The sequence below is a fragment of the Rhodovulum sp. DZ06 genome (genome assembly GCF_050586345.1).
GTDB lineage: Bacteria > Pseudomonadota > Alphaproteobacteria > Rhodobacterales > Rhodobacteraceae > JBOCEF01.
In genome coordinates this window covers 26004-41954 of record NZ_JBOCEF010000017.1, presented here as the reverse complement: position 1 = coordinate 41954, position 15951 = coordinate 26004, and the positions used below count along the sequence as shown (strand labels likewise).

The window sequence follows — 15951 nt, the reverse complement described above, 5'->3', positions numbered from 1 at the left end:
GTTTCCTTGCGCGCGCAAGCCCCGCGCGCTCCCGCCCGATCACCTGCGCGTGGGATCGCTGAAACCTGCCTCGCGACCCGTCACGACCCGGTGACGGCGCTGTCGCATTCAGGACGGGGGCGGGGCGGCGCGCTTACCTTCCCCTCGATCCCGCCCGAGATCCCGGACGCATCGGCCCGCCGCGCGCCGTCCGGCCCCCCCCGCAGCCGCATCGCCGAAGGAAAACCGCCATGCATGCCGACGACGCCGGTCTCGACCTCGCCCTCAACGACGCCGCCGCCGCCGAGGCGTGGCGGGAGTGTCACCGCGGGTTCCTCGCCCATTCCGCCGCCGCGGGCCCGGCGCTGGCGCGCGCGCTCGAGGCCGCGCCGGGCTTCGCGCTGGGCCACGCGGCGCAGGGCTTCTTCCTGCTGCTGCTCGGGCGCGCGGCGCTGCTGCCCGCCGTGGACGCGGCGCTCGGCAAGGCGAAGGCGGCGCAGGCGGATGGCGGCGGCGACGCGCGCTCGGCCCAGCTGATCGCCGCCCTCGCCGATTACCGCGCGGGGCGGATGCGCCGCTCCGCCGCCCGGCTCGAGGCGGCGCTGCGCGCGCGGCCCGATGACAGCCTGTTCTTCAAGCTCTCCCACGCGCTGCGCTTCCTGCTGGGGGATGCCGCGGGGATGCGCGCGGGGGCCGAGCTGGCGCTGGGCCAGGCCGCGCCCGACCACGCGCACCGGGGCTACCTGCTCGGCTGCGCGTCCTTCGCCGCCGAGGAGACCGGCGACTACGCCCGGGCCGAGCGGCTGGGGCGCAAGGGGGTGGAGATCGCCCCCGACGACGCCTGGGGCCTGCATGCCGTGGCCCATTGCATGGACATGACCGGGCGGGCCGAGGACGGGGTGCGCTGGCTCGCCCGTCGCGCCCGCAACTGGAGCCATTGCAACAATTTCGGCTACCACGTCTGGTGGCACCTGGCGCTGTTCCACCTCGACCGCGGGGCCTGGCGCCCGGCGCTGGAGCTCTATGACCGCCGGGTGCGCCCCGAGCGGACCGACGACTGGCGCGACATCGCCAACGCCGCCTCGCTGCTGCTGCGCCTCGAGATGGAGGGCGTGCCCGTCGGCGCGCGCTGGGAGGAGCTGGCCGACCTCTCCGCCGGCCACGTGTCCGACGGGCTGGTGATCTTCGCCGACCTGCACTACCTCGCCGCGCTCGGCGCCGCGGGGCGGGACGAGGCGGCGCGGGCGCTGACCGACCGGATCGCGTCCGACGCGGGGCTGCTTGAACATGACCAGCACGAGGCCTGCGCGCTGGCGGGGCTGCCCGCGGCCGAGGGTCTGTGCGCCTTCAGGGACGGCGCGTTCGACCGGGCCCATGCGCAGCTGTCGCAGGCGCTGCCGCAGCTGTGGCGCGTCGGCGGCAGCCACGCGCAGCGCGACGTGTTCGAGCGGCTGGCGATCGAGGCGGCCCTGCGCGCGGGCCGCTTGCGCGAGGCGCTGTCTGCGCTCGACGCCCGGGCTGCGCGGCGCGGGGCGCGGGACGGGTATGACGCCCGCCGCCGGGCCGCCATCGCCGCGCGCCGGGCGGGCCGGTTCGACGACGAGGCGCTGCGCCCGGAGGCCGCCGCCCCCGGGGGCGCGGCCGGCGGGGCGGCCGGCGGGGCGACGGGCGGGGCGCGCGGCGGCGCGCGGGCGGCGCGGGGCGTCCTGGCCGTTCACTGACCGGGGCGCCCGCGGGCGCGGCGGGGGGACAGGCCCCGGCGCCGCGCCTGTGGACGGCGGGGCGGGATGCTCCATCTTTACGGAAACGGCGCCGCCGCCGAGGGGACCGGACCCGTCCGGGACCGCCCGCGGCCCGGCGCGGGGGAAACACGGATGAACCACGGCGCGAAGCAGGACGCGATGGGCGGGGCGGCGACGGCGCGGCCCGGCGCGGGCGCCCGTCCTGCGCATGAACCTTCGGCGCACGAGCCCTCCGGGCAGGGCCGGGCCCGCGCGTCCGGCCCGATCCACGCGCCCGCGCGCAGGGCGCGGGACCTGCGGCTCGATTTCTTCCGCGGGCTGGCGATGTTCATCATCCTGCTCGCCCACACGCCGGGGAACCCGTGGACGCTGTGGATCCCGGCGCGGTTCGGGTTTTCCGACGCGACCGAGATCTTCGTGTTCTGCTCGGGCCTCGCCTCGGCGCTGGCCTTCGGATCGGCGTTCCGGGACCGGGGCTTCGGGCTCGGCTCGGCGCGGATTGGCTTCCGGGTCTGGCAGGTCTACTGGGCGCATGTGGGGCTGGTGATCGCGGTGACCGCGCTGATGGCGCTGTTCGACGCCTCGGGGCTGGGGCCGGAGGGCAAGCGCTATCTCGGCTCGCTGCCGCTGATCCCGTGGGAGACGCAGTTCTCGGAGGCCGTCATCGGGCTGCTGACGCTGACCTGGGTGCCGAACTATTTCGACATCCTGCCGATGTATCTCGCGATCCTCGCCATGGTGCCGCTGGTGATGGGCGCGCATCGGCTCGGCGGGCGCTGGGCGGTGGCGGCGCTGGTCTGGGGCCTCTGGGCCGTGGCGCAGACCGGGGCGCTGGACCTGCCGAGCCGCCCTTGGCGCGATGATCTTCCGTGGTTCTTCAACCCGTTCGGCTGGCAGCTGGTGTTCTTCACCGGCTTCGCCTTCGGCATGCGCTGGCTGCCGGCGCCGCCGCGCAGCCGCGCGCTGGGCTGGGCCGCAGCCGCTTTCCTCGTCCTCTCGCTGCCCTTCGCGTGGTGGAAGCTGCACCAGGGCGTGTGGCTGCCCGAGGGCGCGCTGGCGGATGCGGCGGCTGCGGGGCGCGAGGCGCTCCAGCCGCTCTGGGCCAAGACGCCGCAGGGGCTGCTGCGCTGGGTGCATTTCCTGGCGCTGGGCTACCTGGCGTGGATGTGGGCGGGCGAGAAGGGCGAGAAGCTGTCCCGTCCGCTGGCCCTGCCGGGGGCGGCGACGGGGCGGCGCCTGGCGCTGATCGCCGCCGCCGCGGCGCTGACCGCGCCCTATGCGCTGGCGCAGGAGATCCGGGCGATCGCGCCCCCGCTCGACGCCGCCGTCCTGGCGCTTTACGGTGATCTTCCGCGGGCGCTGTTTGACGTCGACCTTCTGGCGGGGGACCGCTGGATCGGGATCCTGCAGATCCTCAACGGCGCGGCGCTGGTGGCCCTCGGCTGGTCCCTGGCCCCCGCGGCGGTGCGGGACAGGGTGCGCGGCCCCGGCTGGGCGCTGCTGGTCGAGCTGGTGCGCCGGGTCGGGTCGCAGTCGCTGGCGGTGTTCCTGACCTCGATGGCGCTGGCGCAGGCGATGGGCTTCGCGGTCGACCTGGTCGGCTCGGGCGTCTGGGTCTGGGGCGCGCTGAACCTCGCGGGCTTCGGCGCGTTGATCCTGACCGCGACGGTCGTCGGCTGGTTCAAGCGCCAGCCCTGGCGCGGGCAGGCGCCGCGGGCCGCGCATCCGCCCGCCGCCGCTTCATCCCCCGCCCCGGGCGCGGCGCCGGTCCCCGCCGAATGAACCCCTCTTCTTCAGTCATTGCACGAGCGAGTCTTCCATGAACCAGGTCGTTCCCGATTTCGGTCCCCCCGAGCTGCCCGTCACCGGAGAGGGCGAGACGTTCGTGGTCGCCCAGCTGGGGCAGAGCCTCGACGGGCGCATCGCCACCGTGACGGGGGCGAGCAAGTACATCAACGGGCGCCGGGCGCTCGACCATCTGCACGCGCTGCGCGCGCAGGTGGACGCGGTGCTGGTGGGCGTCGGCACGGTCGAGGCGGACGATCCGCAGCTGACCGTGCGCCGCTGCGCCGGGGACAGCCCGGTGCGGGTGGTGCTGGACCCCTCGGGGCGGGCGCCCTGCGGCGCGCGGATGTTCGCCGACGGCGCAGCGCCGGTGCTGGCGGTGGTGCGCGAGGGCGTGGCGGGCCCCGCGGGGGCCGAGACGCTGGAGCTGCCCTGCGGGCCGAACGGTTTCGCCCCGGCGGACATCGTGGCGGCGCTGGCGGCGCGGGGGCTGCGGCGGATCCTGGTGGAAGGGGGCGCCGAGACGCTGGCGCGTTTCATTGACGCGGGCGCAGTCGACATGTTGCACGTGCTGGTCGCGCCGATGATCCTCGGGTCCGGCAAGCCGGGGTTCCGGCTGGCGCCGATCGAGACGCTCGACGAAGCCATGCGTCCGCGCGCCCGCGTGCACCTGTTCGATGACGGCGACGTGTTGTTCGCCTGCGATCTGCGCGCGGCGCGGGCGGCGAGCGCGGCCTGAGCGGTCACGACGACGGCCCCGGGGAGGGGGCCTTGCGCGCCGGTCCGACGGACCCCGGGCGGGTGTGGGGATGACCCCGCGCCCGAGGGAGAGTCTGCACAGGAGCCGAGGACATGTCCGGCGTCTATCACCCGGTCCAGCGCGCGTTGCACTGGGCCGTCGCGGCGGCCATCGTGGTGATCGCGCCGCTGGGGATCGGGATCGAGAACCTCTCGGACGCGGAGGTGCGCGAGCTGACGGGCGGCGGGCTTGGGCTGGGCGACCTCTACTGGTGGCACAAGAGCTTCGGGTTCCTGGCGCTGTTCCTGATGATCGCGCGCATCGCGGCGAAGGTTGCGTTCGGGACCCCGCCGCATGATCCGCCGCTGGCGAGGCATGAGCGGATCCTGTCCACCGCGGTGCATCACCTGATCTACGTGCTGCTGGTGGCGCTGCCGGTGCTGGGCTGGCTGGGGACGAGCCTGTTCGGGCCGGGGGTGGCGAATTTCTTCGTGCTGACGATGCCCGACCTCGTGGGCCAGGACCGGGAGGCCTCGGGGCTGGTGCTGAGCGTGCACGGCGCGCTGGCGATGGCGCTGCTGGCGCTGGTGGCGCTGCACATCGCGGGGGCGGCCTGGCATGGCTGGGTCAAGCGCGACGGGGTGGTCGAGCGGATGACCGGAAGCGGGCGCGAGGCCGGGGAACAGGAGTGAGGCAGCCGCCGGGTGGGGCTGTCGGGCTTTCGGCAAGGAAAAGGGGCGCGGCCCGGGCGGGGCGCGCCCCTTTTGCGTGGCGCATCGCGGGGGGTGGCGCTGCGGGGGAGCGGTCGGACCGCGCCTGCGCTGCGCTTGCCGACGGCCCGCCCGCCCGGACGCCGCCGCGTCCTTCCCCCGGGCCCCGCGCGGCGCGGCGCGCGCGCGCCTCAGACCGGCAGGGCCAGGATGTCCTCGTGCCCGATCAGGACCTCCTCGGCGGCGACGCGGGCGGCGGCCCATTCAGCGAAGCTCTCCTCGTCCAGCGTCCCGATCTCTGCCACCGCGGCGGCGGAGCCGGCGGCCAGCGCCTCGATCAGCGCGCCGTCGCGGGGCCGTTCCAGCCGCCAGGCCGAGGGCGCGCGGCGCACGTCGCGGCCCGAGGCGACCAGCGCCTCGACCAGCGCATCCGCGGCCTCGGGGCCGAGCGCCGGGCCGCCGAAGCCCTTGTCGCGCCGCTGGTGGGCGCGGAACGCCTTCTGCGCCTCGCGCTCGGCCTCGTGCGCGGGGACCCAGCTTTCGGCCCCGTCATAGGAGAGCGCGGCATAGAGCGCGGCGCCCTTCGGCAGCGCGGCCACGAGGCGGTCGATCCAGGCCTGGCTGGCGAGGTCGAAGAGCGCCGAGGCGGTCACCAGGTCCGCGCCGGCCACCGCCCCTTCGATGGAGTCGTTCAGATCCGCGCGCCCGGTGGTGACCGAGCCGGCGCCCGGATCGCCGGGCGCGCAGGCGGCGGCGATCTCCAGCAGGTCCGGATCGTTGTCCAGCAGCAGCCAGTCCGCCCCCGGCAGACAGGCGTCGAGCGCGGCGAAGGTCGCCCCCGCGCCGCAGCCGAGGTCCACGACCTTCAGCGGCCCCGGCCGGGTCTTCGCCCAGTCGTCGAGCAGGGCGACCAGCCCCGCGTCGCGTGCGGCGGCGTCGGCGGGGGCGCGCAGCGCCAGCCAGTCGGGCGAGAAGCTCATGCGGCGTCCTCCGTTCGTGTGACCCGGGCGATGAGCCCGGCGGCGATGCGGGCCGCGTCCTCCCACGTCGGAAGGGCGGCGGCGCGGGCGGCCGAGGCGGCGGCCATGCGGTCGGCCTCCGCCCGGTCGGTGAGCACGCGGCGCAGCGCCCCGGCCAGCGCCTCGGCATCGTCCGGCGGGACCAGCAGGGCCGCGCCCCCCGTCGCCTCGGGCAGGGCGCCCGCAGTGGTGGTCACGACGGGCAGGGCATGGGCCATCGCCTCGGCCGCGACCATCCCGAACCCTTCATAGCGCGACGGCAGGCAGAACGCATCCGCCCCCTGGTAGGCGTCGCGCAGCGCCTCGGCGGGCTGGGGGCCGGAGAGGCGGAGGCGGGGAGAGAGGCCGAGCTCCTCGATCAGCCCTTGCAGCGCCGCGTCGGCGGCGGGTTCGCGGTCCCGCGGGCCGATGATCTCGGCGGTCCACGGGAGGTCGGCGAGCTGCGCCAGCGCCCGCGCCAGCACGTCCCAGCCCTTGCGGGCCGAGATGGTCCCGACCCCGAGAATATGCGGCGGCGTCCCGCGGCGCGGCGCGGCGGGAGCGCGGTCGAGCCCGGGCAGGGCGACGGCGATCTTCTCGGGCGGAACGCCAAGGCGCCCCGTCAGCGTCTTCGCCGTTTCGTGCGAGGTCGTCAGCACCGCGGCGCAGGCGGCCAGCGCCGCGGTCTCCGAGGCGATCAGCGCCGCGGCGCGCTCCGGCGCCAGCCCCGGCTCCATCCCCAGCGGGTGGTGGTGGAGGGCGATGACCGGGACCGGCAGCGCGGCCAGCGCCTCGGCCGGCATCACCCCCATGGCCAACCCGTCGATGAAGATCGGCGAGGGGTCGGCGTCTGCGGCGGCGCGCAGGATCCCGAGCGCCGCGGCCAGCGTCGCGCCGCAGGGCGTCGGGAAGCCGCCGGGCAGCGGCAGGAGCGACAGGTCCAGCCCCGCGCCCGGCGCGGCCCCCATCAGGCGGCGGTCATAGACATAGCCGCCCGTGGGCGTGGCCGGGTCGCCGGGAAGGGCGAGCCGGGCGCGGAGCGGGGCCTTCGTCACGGCGCGGCCTCGTACCACGCCCGCGCGGCATGGGATTCATTGAGCTTCACGCGGATCAGGCTCAGGTCCTCGGAGCCGGGGCCGAGATCGCCCTGGCGCGCGGCGGCGGCCAGCACGTCCCAGATGTGCTTGCACAGGAACTCGGTGGTGGTGAGCTCGCCGGGCAGGGTCTCGTCCAGGTTGGCATAGGCGAGGGGTTTCAGGGCCGCCTTCAGCGTGTCGGTGGCGCGGCCGATATCGACGACGACCCGCTCGGGGCCGAGTTCGGTGCGGAAGAAGGCGGCGTCGACCACGTAGGTGGCGCCGTGCAGGCCCTGGGCGGGGCCGAACAGCTCTCCGGGAAGGGAATGGGCGATCATCACGTGGTCGCGGACTTCGACGGCGTACATGCGGGCTCCTGGCTTTGGCGGCGGGCATGGGACGGCGGCCCCCGCGTCGATGTCATGAAAGCGGCGCGGGGGGCGGGGTCAAGCGGCGGCGGGGACGCTCTCGGGAATGGGATGAGGCGGGAGCGGCGGGCGGTTGCGCCGGGTGGCGGCCCTCGGGGGCATCGAGCCCCCTCGGCCCGCGCGCGGACGGGGCCGCGCGGCGCGGGGCGGCGGGCCGGGGCGCGGGGCGTCGACGGCGCGCGCGCGGCGGGGCAGGATGCGCGGCTGGCGGGCGCGGGGCCTGCGGCGGAGGGGCGTCATGGCGCATGAGACCACGGTGATCCGGTCGATCAACCTGGGCGGAGACATGGGGGGCGAGACGATCTGCGTGGACCTGTTCCGCCGCCCCGACGGCTCTTTCGGGTTCGACGAGTTTCGCCGCGACCCCGAGGGCGGGCGCGGCCGGTGCAGCATCGGCCATCCCGGCGCCGCGCGGTTCGAGAGCGCCGAGGACGCGCTGGCGGCGGCCAAGGCGGCGGTGGGCTGGCTGGCGGATGCGGGTTGATGAGCCTGTCCCCGCATCCGTTTCAAATGCTACAAGAGCTGTGGGTCTAATGAATGAGGTTCTTCGCCATGAATTTCCGAGCCGCGATTCTGAGCATCAAAGACGCGTTGGAGGGCGCCCCCCGGAATGCCTACACTGCTGAACTTCATCTGCAGATCATCAAGCACGCCGATGACTTGGAAGGCGTGTCTGGACGAGAATTTTGCGAGGCGCTTGGTATCGCGGCGTCGTACACAGCCGAGTTTACGAAGATGAAGAAAATCGCTCCGCGCCTCAGGCGCGCCGGGTTGGACGTCGAACGGATCTGATCGAGGCCTTTCGACGACGTACAGTCGTTAGTGGGGCCTCACGCCCCGTCATACCGCACCACCGCCGTCGCCCCCGGCGCGTCCTCCGACAGCAGGCGGTCCAGCGCCCCCGGCAGATCCTCCAGCGCCACCTCCTCGCCGATCAGCGCATCGGCGCCGGGGTCCTCGGCCAGCAGCTGCGCGGCGGCGGCCAGGCGGCGGCGATAGTCCCAGCGCGGCGCCCGCGCGGGCGGCAGGCGGCCCACCTGGCTGGACACCACCCGCAGCCGCCTCGAATGGAACGCGCCCCCCAGCGGCAGCGGCGTCTCGCCCGCCCCGTGCCAGCCGACCGAGACCAGCGCGCCTTCATCCCCCAGCATCCCCAGCGCGGCGGCCATCCCGGCGGCGGAGGCGCTGGTTTCGAACACCGCGTCCAGCCCCTCCAGCGCCGCGCCCGGCGCCAGCGCCCGCGCGCCCAGGTCCTCCGCCCCCGCGGCGCGGCGGGGCGAGAGGTCCGAGAGCCAGACCTCCACCCCCGGCATCCGGGCGCAGAGCCGGGCGATCAGCGTGCCCACCACGCCGCCGCCGATCACCGCCACCCGGTCGCCGGGGCCGATCCCGCCATCCCAGGCGGCGTTCAGCGCCGTCTCCATGTTGGCGGTCAGCGTGGCGCGGGCGGGGGGCAGCCCCCCGGGGAGCGGCAGCAGCGCCGCCGGATCGGCCCGGAACCGCGCCTGGTGGGGATGGAGGGTGAAGACCTGCCGCCCGACCAGCGCCTCGGGGCCGGAAATCACCTCGGCCACCGCGCAATAGCCGTACTTGACCGGGAAAGGGAACGCGCCCTCCATCGCCGGGCCGCGCATGCGCTCGTGCTCGCTTTCCGGCACCCGGCCCGCGCGCACCAGCCGTTCGGTCCCGCGCGAGAGGGCGGAGCGGATCATCCGCAGCTCGGCCGCGCCGTCCCCGACCGCGCCGGGACGGATGGCGGAGACGCCGGGCGCGAGGTGCCACAGGGCGGGAGAGGTGTCGGCGGTCATGGGGAAGGCTCCGGCAGGGTCGATGCGCCGCCATCCTGCCGCGGCGGCGCGGATCATTACAGCCGGGCCGCGGAAACGTGATCGCGCCGCTGGTTACCCGAAGGCCGCGACGCCCCATCTTGTCCCGCGACCTCGCGCCGATTTCGACCGGAGCCCATTGCATGACCGACGCCGCCCATTTCGACGATCTTCCCGCGCCGCAGGCCGCCGCCGGGGGCACGCCCGCGGGGCTTCAGCCCGCACGGGTCCTGACCCGCCGCCGGGCGCTGGTCGCGGCCCTGAACCTCGTGACCCTGGCGCTGGTCATGGCGGGCGCGGCGAAAGTCTTCGGCGCCGGGGGCTGGACGGTCACCGACATCATCATCGTCGCCTGCGTCGCCCTCGGCGCGCCCTGGACGGTGATGGGCGTGTGGAACGCGCTGATTGGGCTGTGGCTGCTGCACGGGCGCAAGGACGGCCTCGCGCAGGCCGCGCCGCACATGGAGGCCGCCGCCTCGGACGCGCCGATCCTTCTGTCGACCGCCGTGGTCATGACCCTGCGCAACGAGGACCCGGAGCGCGCGCTCTCCCGCCTCGCCGTAATCCGCGGGGAACTTGACCGCACCCCCTGGGCCGGGCGCTTCAGCTTTCACGTCCTGTCGGACACAGACGACCCCGCGATCGCCGCGGCCGAGGAGGCCGCGATGCGCCGCCTCGCGCCGACCTTGCGCGCGCAGTACCGCCGCCGGGCGGTCAACACCGGCTTCAAGGCGGGCAATATCCGCGACTTCCTGCGCCGCGAGGGGCGGGGGAGCGATTTGTTCCTGCCGCTCGACAGCGACAGCCTGATGGGGGCGCAGACGATCCTGTCCATGGTGCGCGTGATGCAGGCGCACCCCAGGCTCGGCATCCTGCAGGGGCTGGTGGTGGGCGCGCCCTCCGCCTCGGCCTTCGCGCGGGTGTTCCAGTTCGGGATGCGCGCCGGGATGCGCAGCTTCACCATGGGCGCGGCCTGGTGGCATGGCGATTGCGGGCCGTTCTGGGGCCATAACGCGCTGGTGCGCGCCGCCCCGTTCCGCACCCGCTGCGCGCTGCCGGTGCTGCCGGGCAAACCGCCGCTCGGGGGGCACATCCTGTCGCACGACCAGGTCGAGGCCGCCCTGATGCGCCGCGCCGGCTGGGAGGTGCGCGTGTTCCCGACCGAGGCCGAGAGCTGGGAGGAGAACCCGCCGACCATCCTCGACTACACCCGCCGCGACCTGCGCTGGTGCCAGGGGAACATGCAGTACCTCAAGCTCCTTGGCCTCAAGGGCCTGCGCCCGATGAGCCGCTTCCAGGTCTTCGCCGCGGTGATGATGTATTTCGGCGCCCCGGCCTGGATGCTGATGACCTGCGCCGCGGTGGCCAAGATCCTCGAGGGCGAGGCGGGATCCCAGGTCGACCTCGCCTTCGGCGTGGCGATGATGCTGGTGATGCTGGCGATGTCGCTGGTCCCCAAGCTGGCGGGCTGGGCCGACGTGGCGCTGACCCGCGGGGGCGTGGCGCGTTATGGCGGGCGGCTGCGCTTCGCCGCGGGCGCGCTGGCCGAGACGGTGTTCTCCATGCTTCTGGCCCCGGTGGTGGCGTTCCAGGTGACGCTGTTCCTGGTCGGGCTCTTCGTGTTCCGCCGCTCGGTGATCTGGGGCGGACAGCAGCGCGACGCGCGGGCGCTGCCGCTGCGGGTGGCCGCCGGGGGCCTCTGGCCGCAGACGCTGTTCGGGCTGGCGCTGGGGGCCGCGGTGCTCTGGGGCGCGCCGGGGGCGCTGGTCTGGTCCGCGCCGGTGCTGGCGGGGCTGGTGCTGGCGATCCCCTTCGCGGTGCTGACGGCGAGCCCCGCGCTCGGGGCCGCCATGTCCCGCGCCGGGCTCTGCGCCATCCCCGACGAATACGCCCCCGCCCCGGCGCTGGCGGCGGCGGTGGGCGAGGCCGCGCCGGGGACCGCGCGCGCGGCCTGACCGGGCGTTGGCGCCGGCGAAATACCTAAAACTTTTGCGAAAACCGCGGGGACCGGCGGGCCGAGGGGCCGTCCGGTCCCCTTTCGCATGCGGCGGCTGCGCGCGGTCCGGCGTGCTTAACCGCTGGTGCACCTTTCTGGGGCAAGAGGGCAGGGCGCGAGCATGGGCGGCGCACTCCGCCCGCGCTTACGCGCCGACGCATCACGAACCGGCCCCGGGCCGGTCCAGGCCGAGGACATGCATTTGGCGCCCGAGGATCCCCTCTTCCTTTCCGCCGCCCCCTTTTCCGCAATCATCGCGGGCCTCCTGGTCGGCGCGGGCTTCGCGCTGGCCATCTGGGCGCTCAGTTTCACGGGGCTCGAACGGCGTCATCCCGGCGCGGCGGGCTCGCTCGGGCTGCTCGCGCTGTGCGGGCTGTGCCTGGCGGCGGACGGGTGGATCCTGGCCGGGATCGTCGGGTTCTGCGCGGGCTATGGCGGGCTGCTGCAGCTTGGCGGCGGCGGCGGCGGCGACCGGCGCGCGCCGCGGGGCGTCCCGGCGCCCGCGCCCGTGCAGGTCGCGGCCCGAATCCCGGCCGCCCCGGCCCCGGCCTTCGCCGCCGCCCGCCCCCTGCGCGCGGGCGCCCCGGCGGGCCTGCGCACGGCCCCCCACCGCGCCGCGCCCGGTCACCCTTCGCAGGCCCGCCCGGCCGAGCCGCAGGCCCGCGACGGCCCGCTGCGCGGCGCCTGGGTCTGAGCGGCGCGCGCGCGGCCCCGCCCCGCCGGGCGACGACCCGGCCCGGATCGCGCCGGGCCGAACCCGCCCGATCCGGCCCGATCCGGCTCGAATCACCCCGGCGGCGCGGCTTTTCGGCCGGTTTCGCCCCGCGGCGCGTGGACGCGCCCCGGGGCGAACGGCCCCCCGGGGCCGCGCCCCCGCGGAACGCCCGCGCGCCCGCCGCGCCCTTGCGCAGACCGGGCCGTCCCCGCCGCGCCCGTCGCGCCGGACGCCCGGTCCCCCGCGCCGCCCCGCGGGGAAACGCCTTCCCGCGCGGCGTCGCGTCGCCCGCGGGCGTGTTGCGCCACAGCATCCCCGCGGGGTAAGGAGCGCTCAATTTCGTTTTCGGCCAATTTCGCCCGCATCCGGCGGACGCAGGGGCCGCAATGGGACCTGAGAGAAAAACATGACCGCCAGCAACACCGCCCCCATTCCGGAATTGTACGTGAGCGCGGAGAGCGCGGCGAAGCTGAAGGCCGAGGCCGGCGACCTGCCTTCCTGGGACCTCACGCCGCGCCAGATCTGCGATCTCGAGCTGCTGATGAACGGCGGCTTCAACCCGCTCAAGGGCTTCCTGACCGAGGCTGATTACGACAGCGTGGTCGAGACCATGCGCACCGCCGACGGCGCGCTGTGGCCGATGCCGATCACCCTCGACGTGTCCCAGGCCTTCGCCGACAGCGTCGCCCCCGGCCAGGACATCGCCCTGCGCGACCAGGAAGGCGTGATCCTCGCCATCCTCTCGATCTCGGACAAGTGGACCCCGAACAAGTCGCGCGAGGCCGAGAAGGTCTTCGGCGCCGACGACCTCGCCCACCCGGCGGTCAACTACCTGCACAACGTGGCCGGCCCCGTCTATCTCGGCGGCCCGGTCACCGGCATCCACGCGCCGATCCACTACGACTATCGCGCCCGCCGCGAGACGCCGAACGAGATGCGCGCCTTCTTCCGCAAGATGGGCTGGACCCGCGTCGTCGCCTTCCAGACGCGCAACCCGCTGCACCGCGCGCACCAGGAGCTGACCTTCCGCGCCGCGAAGGAGGCCCAGGCCAACCTCGTCATCCACCCCGTCGTGGGCATGACCAAGCCGGGCGACGTCGACCACTTCACCCGCGTGCGCTGCTACGAGGCGGTGCTCGACAAGTACCCGTCCTCGACCACCCACCTGTCGCTGCTGCCGCTCGCCATGCGCATGGCCGGCCCGCGCGAGGCGGTCTGGCACGGCCTGATCCGCAAGAACCACGGCCTGACCCACTTCATCGTCGGCCGCGACCACGCGGGCCCCGGCAAGAACTCCCAGGGCGAGGATTTCTACGGCCCCTATGACGCGCAGGAGCTGTTCACGAAGCACCAGGACGAGATCGGCATCGAGATGGTGCCGTTCAAGCACATGGTCTACGTGCAGGAGCGCGCGCAGTACGAGCCGGCGGACGAGATCGAGGAGGGCGTGACCGTCCTCAACATCTCGGGCACCGAGCTGCGCCGCCGCCTGCGCGAGGGCCTCGAGATCCCCGAGTGGTTCTCCTTCCCCGAGGTGGTCAAGGAGCTGCGCCGCACTTCGCCGCCGCGCTCCAAGCAGGGCTTCACCGTGTTCTTCACCGGCCTCTCCGGCTCGGGCAAGTCCACCATCGCCAACGCGATCATGGTCAAGCTGATGGAGCTGGGCGGCCGCCCGGTGACGCTGCTCGACGGCGACGTCGTGCGCAAGCACCTGTCCTCGGAGCTCGGCTTCTCCAAGGAGCACCGCGACATCAACATCAAGCGCATCGGCTATGTCGCGTCCGAGATCACCAAGAACGGCGGCATCGCCATCTGCGCCCCGATCGCGCCCTACACCGCCACCCGGCGCGCGGTGCGCGAGATGATCGAGGCCTACGGCGCCTTCGTCGAGGTCCACGTGGCCACCAGCCTGGAGGAGTGCGAGCGGCGCGACCGCAAGGGCCTCTACAAGCTGGCGCGCGAGGGCAAGATCAAGGAATTCACCGGCATCTCCGACCCCTACGAGGCCCCGACCGCGGCCGAGCTGGTGGTCAACACCGAAGGGGAAGAGGTCGATTTCTGCGCCCAGCAGGTGCTGCTGAAGCTCGAGAGCCTCGGCCTGATCGGCTGATCCCGGCCCCTGTCCCGGCCCACGGGCCGGAACGCCTTTGCAACGGGCGGCGCATCGCGCCGCCCGTTCGCGTTTTCGCCCCGGCGCCGCCCCGTCGTTAGCGAAAGGACAACCCCTGCGCCGCCATAGTGCCCGGAGCGCGGCGGGCGACCGGCCCCGGCCGCCGGCCGACCCGTGCGGCCGCGGCGCCGCGCCCGAGCCAAGGACAGGGGGTCGCCCGTAGATGATCGCACAGGAGCAGATCGGATCGCCCGACGAGGATCCGCGGGAGGAGGAGTTCGAGGCGGCCCATGCCGCCGCGCTCGCCGCGCTCGAAGAAGCGCAGCGGCGCAAGATCCCGCCCGATCCGCGCGCCTTCGAGGTCCTGTACCGGTTCGTGACCGAGCCGGAGGACCCGGTGAGCAAGCTCGTCGAGGGCGTGTTCCTCGAATCCGAGGAACCCGCGCTCTCGTCGATCGAGCGGATCTACGAGGAGCACATGACCCTCGGCCGCCAGCCCGTCCGCGTGCTGCGTCTTGGCGAAAGGCTGGACGCCGAGCTGTCGGACGTCGCCGCGCTGGTGGCGGAGCGGGTGAAGTCCGACGGCCAGTTCATCGGCAAGCTGTCCCAGGCCCGCGACGGGATGGGGGTGCTGACCCGCGCCTCGACCGTCAAGCAGGTGCTGCGCGAGGTGATCGAGACCTCGGAGCGGTACCAGGCCCGGGTCGCCGGCTTCGCGAAGGAGCTGGAGACCGCGCATCGCAAGGTCGAGGAGCTGTCGCGGGAGCTGAAATCGGTGCGCGAGAGCGCGTTCCTCGACCACCTGACCGGAGTGCCGAACCGCCGCCGCCTCGACGCGGTGCTGGAGACGGAGATCGCCGCGGCCCCGGAAAACGGGCCGCTCTGCTTCGCGCTGGCCGATCTCGACCATTTCAAGAAGCTCAACGACAAGTTCGGGCACGGGGTCGGGGACAGCGTGCTGAAGCAGTTCGCCCGGATCCTGAAGCAGAACGTGAAGGGCAAGGACACCCCGGCGCGCTATGGCGGCGAGGAGTTCGCGCTGGTGCTGCCCGCGACCAACCTGCTCGGCGCGCGCCACGTGACCGAGCGGATCCGCCAGCAGCTCGCCAACCGCGACTTCGTGATCACCGGCTCGCGCGAGCCGATCGGGATGGTGACGGCCAGCTTCGGCCTGACCCAGCTGCGCAAGGGCGAGACCGCGGCGGAGCTGGTGGAGCGGGCGGATCGGCTGCTCTACGAGGCCAAGGAGCATGGCCGCAACCGGGTGGTCAGCAAGGAATAGCGCCGCCGGGTCGGGCGTGGGCCGGGGAACGGATGGCCCGGGTCGGGCGTGGGCCGGGGAGCGGATGGCCCGGGTCGGGCGGCGCCGCTGGGCGGTCGACGAAGACGGCATGGGGCCGAGAGACCGGGCGCGGGCGCGGGCGCGGGCGCGCCATGGCGCGCGGGGCAGAGCAGGCCGGCGGTGTTCGCCTCGACGCGGACGGGCGCATGGGCCGCGAGCCGGCGTGGGCCCCGGGATGCGCGGAGGCGCGGGGCGCCCCGGGTCTCGGGATGCCGAAGCCCCGGGGCGTCTCGGGCAAGCACGGCCTTCAAGGCGGTCGGTGTACGCCGGGGGAGCGGCGTCGCGGGGCGCCGGGCCATGATGGCTTGGGGCGGCGGGCGCGGGCGGCGCGGCCTTCCCCGCCTTGCATCCTTGGGCCGCGGGCCGGGTCCAGGCCTCGAAGCCGCAAGGCTTGCGACCGGGCGATGAACGGGGCGTCGTTCCTCGCCTCCTCGCCTCCTCGCCTCCTCGCCTCCTCGCCTCCTCGCCTCCTCGCCTCCTCGCCTCCTCGCCTCCTCGCCTCCTC

14 protein-coding genes are annotated in these 15951 nt (G+C 74.5%); 10 read left to right on the top strand and 4 right to left on the bottom strand.

All coding sequences use genetic code 11. The annotated features are described in order from the left end of the window. Positions 1-230 precede the first annotated feature (230 nt). The 4 genes from ACQ5SO_RS09760 to ACQ5SO_RS09745 all read left to right on the top strand — a co-directional run bounded on the left by ACQ5SO_RS09760 (position 231) and on the right by ACQ5SO_RS09745 (position 4937). Entirely contained in the window at positions 231-1700 is a 1470-nt protein-coding gene (locus ACQ5SO_RS09760) for a tetratricopeptide repeat protein (RefSeq protein WP_430941408.1), read from the top strand. Between the two features lie 153 nt (positions 1701-1853). Then, complete coding sequence (locus tag ACQ5SO_RS09755; RefSeq protein WP_430941407.1) at positions 1854-3503, top strand: OpgC family protein; 1650 nt, start codon at positions 1854-1856, stop codon at positions 3501-3503. A gap of 37 nt (positions 3504-3540) precedes the next feature. Beyond that, positions 3541-4245 (top strand): RibD family protein, encoded by a 705-nt coding sequence (locus ACQ5SO_RS09750; protein ID WP_430941406.1) that lies wholly within the window; start codon positions 3541-3543, stop codon positions 4243-4245. Positions 4246-4358: 113 nt separating this feature from the next. Next, complete coding sequence (locus ACQ5SO_RS09745) at positions 4359-4937, top strand: cytochrome b (protein WP_430941405.1); 579 nt, start codon at positions 4359-4361, stop codon at positions 4935-4937. 209 nt (positions 4938-5146) lie between these two features. Here the strand turns inward: ACQ5SO_RS09745 and ACQ5SO_RS09740 are convergent, their stop codons facing one another. From ACQ5SO_RS09740 to ACQ5SO_RS09730, 3 genes are read right to left on the bottom strand one after another with little or no spacing between them, the layout of a single operon-like run. Continuing rightward, a complete protein-coding gene (locus ACQ5SO_RS09740; protein ID WP_430941404.1) occupies positions 5147-5935 on the bottom strand; it encodes a class I SAM-dependent methyltransferase in 789 nt (262 codons plus the stop codon). Continuing rightward, the gene (locus ACQ5SO_RS09735; protein ID WP_430941403.1) at positions 5932-7008 is read right to left on the bottom strand and encodes a glycosyltransferase family 4 protein; all 1077 of its coding nucleotides are present in this window, start codon (positions 7006-7008) and stop codon (positions 5932-5934) included. The genes ACQ5SO_RS09740 and ACQ5SO_RS09735 overlap by 4 nt, the downstream gene beginning before the upstream one ends. Further along, the gene (locus ACQ5SO_RS09730; RefSeq protein ID WP_430941402.1) at positions 7005-7397 is read right to left on the bottom strand and encodes a 6-pyruvoyl trahydropterin synthase family protein; all 393 of its coding nucleotides are present in this window, start codon (positions 7395-7397) and stop codon (positions 7005-7007) included. The genes ACQ5SO_RS09735 and ACQ5SO_RS09730 overlap by 4 nt, the downstream gene beginning before the upstream one ends. A 298-nt stretch (positions 7398-7695) precedes the next feature. Between ACQ5SO_RS09730 and ACQ5SO_RS09725 the strand changes: the two genes are divergently transcribed. Continuing rightward, complete coding sequence (locus ACQ5SO_RS09725; RefSeq protein WP_430941401.1) at positions 7696-7941, top strand: hypothetical protein; 246 nt, start codon at positions 7696-7698, stop codon at positions 7939-7941. 53 nt (positions 7942-7994) lie between these two features. Further along, positions 7995-8249: an HTH-like domain-containing protein gene (locus ACQ5SO_RS09720; RefSeq protein WP_430941400.1), complete on the top strand. Its 255-nt coding sequence runs from the start codon at positions 7995-7997 to the stop codon at positions 8247-8249. A 38-nt stretch (positions 8250-8287) separates the two neighbouring features. On the opposite strand, the gene ACQ5SO_RS09715 is transcribed toward ACQ5SO_RS09720, so the two are convergent. Continuing rightward, positions 8288-9265 carry a zinc-dependent alcohol dehydrogenase gene (locus ACQ5SO_RS09715; protein WP_430941399.1) on the bottom strand — a complete coding sequence of 326 codons (978 nt, stop codon included), beginning with the start codon at positions 9263-9265 and terminating at the stop codon, positions 8288-8290. Between the two features lie 161 nt (positions 9266-9426). On the opposite strand from ACQ5SO_RS09715, the gene mdoH reads away from it, so the two are divergent. The 4 genes from mdoH to ACQ5SO_RS09695 all read left to right on the top strand — a co-directional run bounded on the left by mdoH (position 9427) and on the right by ACQ5SO_RS09695 (position 15386). Then, the gene (gene mdoH / locus ACQ5SO_RS09710) at positions 9427-11238 is read left to right on the top strand and encodes a glucans biosynthesis glucosyltransferase MdoH (RefSeq protein WP_430941398.1); all 1812 of its coding nucleotides are present in this window, start codon (positions 9427-9429) and stop codon (positions 11236-11238) included. Between the two features lie 237 nt (positions 11239-11475). Further along, entirely contained in the window at positions 11476-11973 is a 498-nt protein-coding gene (locus tag ACQ5SO_RS09705; protein ID WP_430941397.1) for a hypothetical protein, read from the top strand. A 427-nt stretch (positions 11974-12400) separates the two neighbouring features. Then, positions 12401-14104 (top strand): bifunctional sulfate adenylyltransferase/adenylylsulfate kinase, encoded by a 1704-nt coding sequence (locus tag ACQ5SO_RS09700; protein WP_430941396.1) that lies wholly within the window; start codon positions 12401-12403, stop codon positions 14102-14104. A gap of 223 nt (positions 14105-14327) precedes the next feature. Beyond that, positions 14328-15386, top strand: a complete 1059-nt coding sequence (locus tag ACQ5SO_RS09695; RefSeq protein ID WP_430941395.1) for a GGDEF domain-containing protein — start codon at positions 14328-14330, stop codon at positions 15384-15386. Positions 15387-15951 lie beyond the last annotated feature (565 nt).

Excerpts from the sequence above, each read along its gene's own strand:
- ACQ5SO_RS09740 (WP_430941404.1), bottom strand. The coding sequence starts at position 5,935 with ATGAGCTTCTCGCCCGACTGGCTGGCGCTGCGCGCCCCCGCCGACGCC.
- ACQ5SO_RS09745 (WP_430941405.1), top strand. The coding sequence starts at position 4,359 with ATGTCCGGCGTCTATCACCCGGTCCAGCGCGCGTTGCACTGGGCCGTC.
- ACQ5SO_RS09705 (WP_430941397.1), top strand. The coding sequence starts at position 11,476 with ATGCATTTGGCGCCCGAGGATCCCCTCTTCCTTTCCGCCGCCCCCTTT.
- ACQ5SO_RS09730 (WP_430941402.1), bottom strand. The coding sequence starts at position 7,397 with ATGTACGCCGTCGAAGTCCGCGACCACGTGATGATCGCCCATTCCCTT.
- ACQ5SO_RS09695 (WP_430941395.1), top strand. The coding sequence starts at position 14,328 with ATGATCGCACAGGAGCAGATCGGATCGCCCGACGAGGATCCGCGGGAG.
- ACQ5SO_RS09750 (WP_430941406.1), top strand. The coding sequence starts at position 3,541 with ATGAACCAGGTCGTTCCCGATTTCGGTCCCCCCGAGCTGCCCGTCACC.
- ACQ5SO_RS09720 (WP_430941400.1), top strand. The coding sequence starts at position 7,995 with ATGAGGTTCTTCGCCATGAATTTCCGAGCCGCGATTCTGAGCATCAAA.
- ACQ5SO_RS09760 (WP_430941408.1), top strand. The coding sequence starts at position 231 with ATGCATGCCGACGACGCCGGTCTCGACCTCGCCCTCAACGACGCCGCC.
- ACQ5SO_RS09725 (WP_430941401.1), top strand. The coding sequence starts at position 7,696 with ATGGCGCATGAGACCACGGTGATCCGGTCGATCAACCTGGGCGGAGAC.
- mdoH (WP_430941398.1), top strand. The coding sequence starts at position 9,427 with ATGACCGACGCCGCCCATTTCGACGATCTTCCCGCGCCGCAGGCCGCC.
- ACQ5SO_RS09700 (WP_430941396.1), top strand. The coding sequence starts at position 12,401 with ATGACCGCCAGCAACACCGCCCCCATTCCGGAATTGTACGTGAGCGCG.
- ACQ5SO_RS09755 (WP_430941407.1), top strand. The coding sequence starts at position 1,854 with ATGAACCACGGCGCGAAGCAGGACGCGATGGGCGGGGCGGCGACGGCG.
- ACQ5SO_RS09715 (WP_430941399.1), bottom strand. The coding sequence starts at position 9,265 with ATGACCGCCGACACCTCTCCCGCCCTGTGGCACCTCGCGCCCGGCGTC.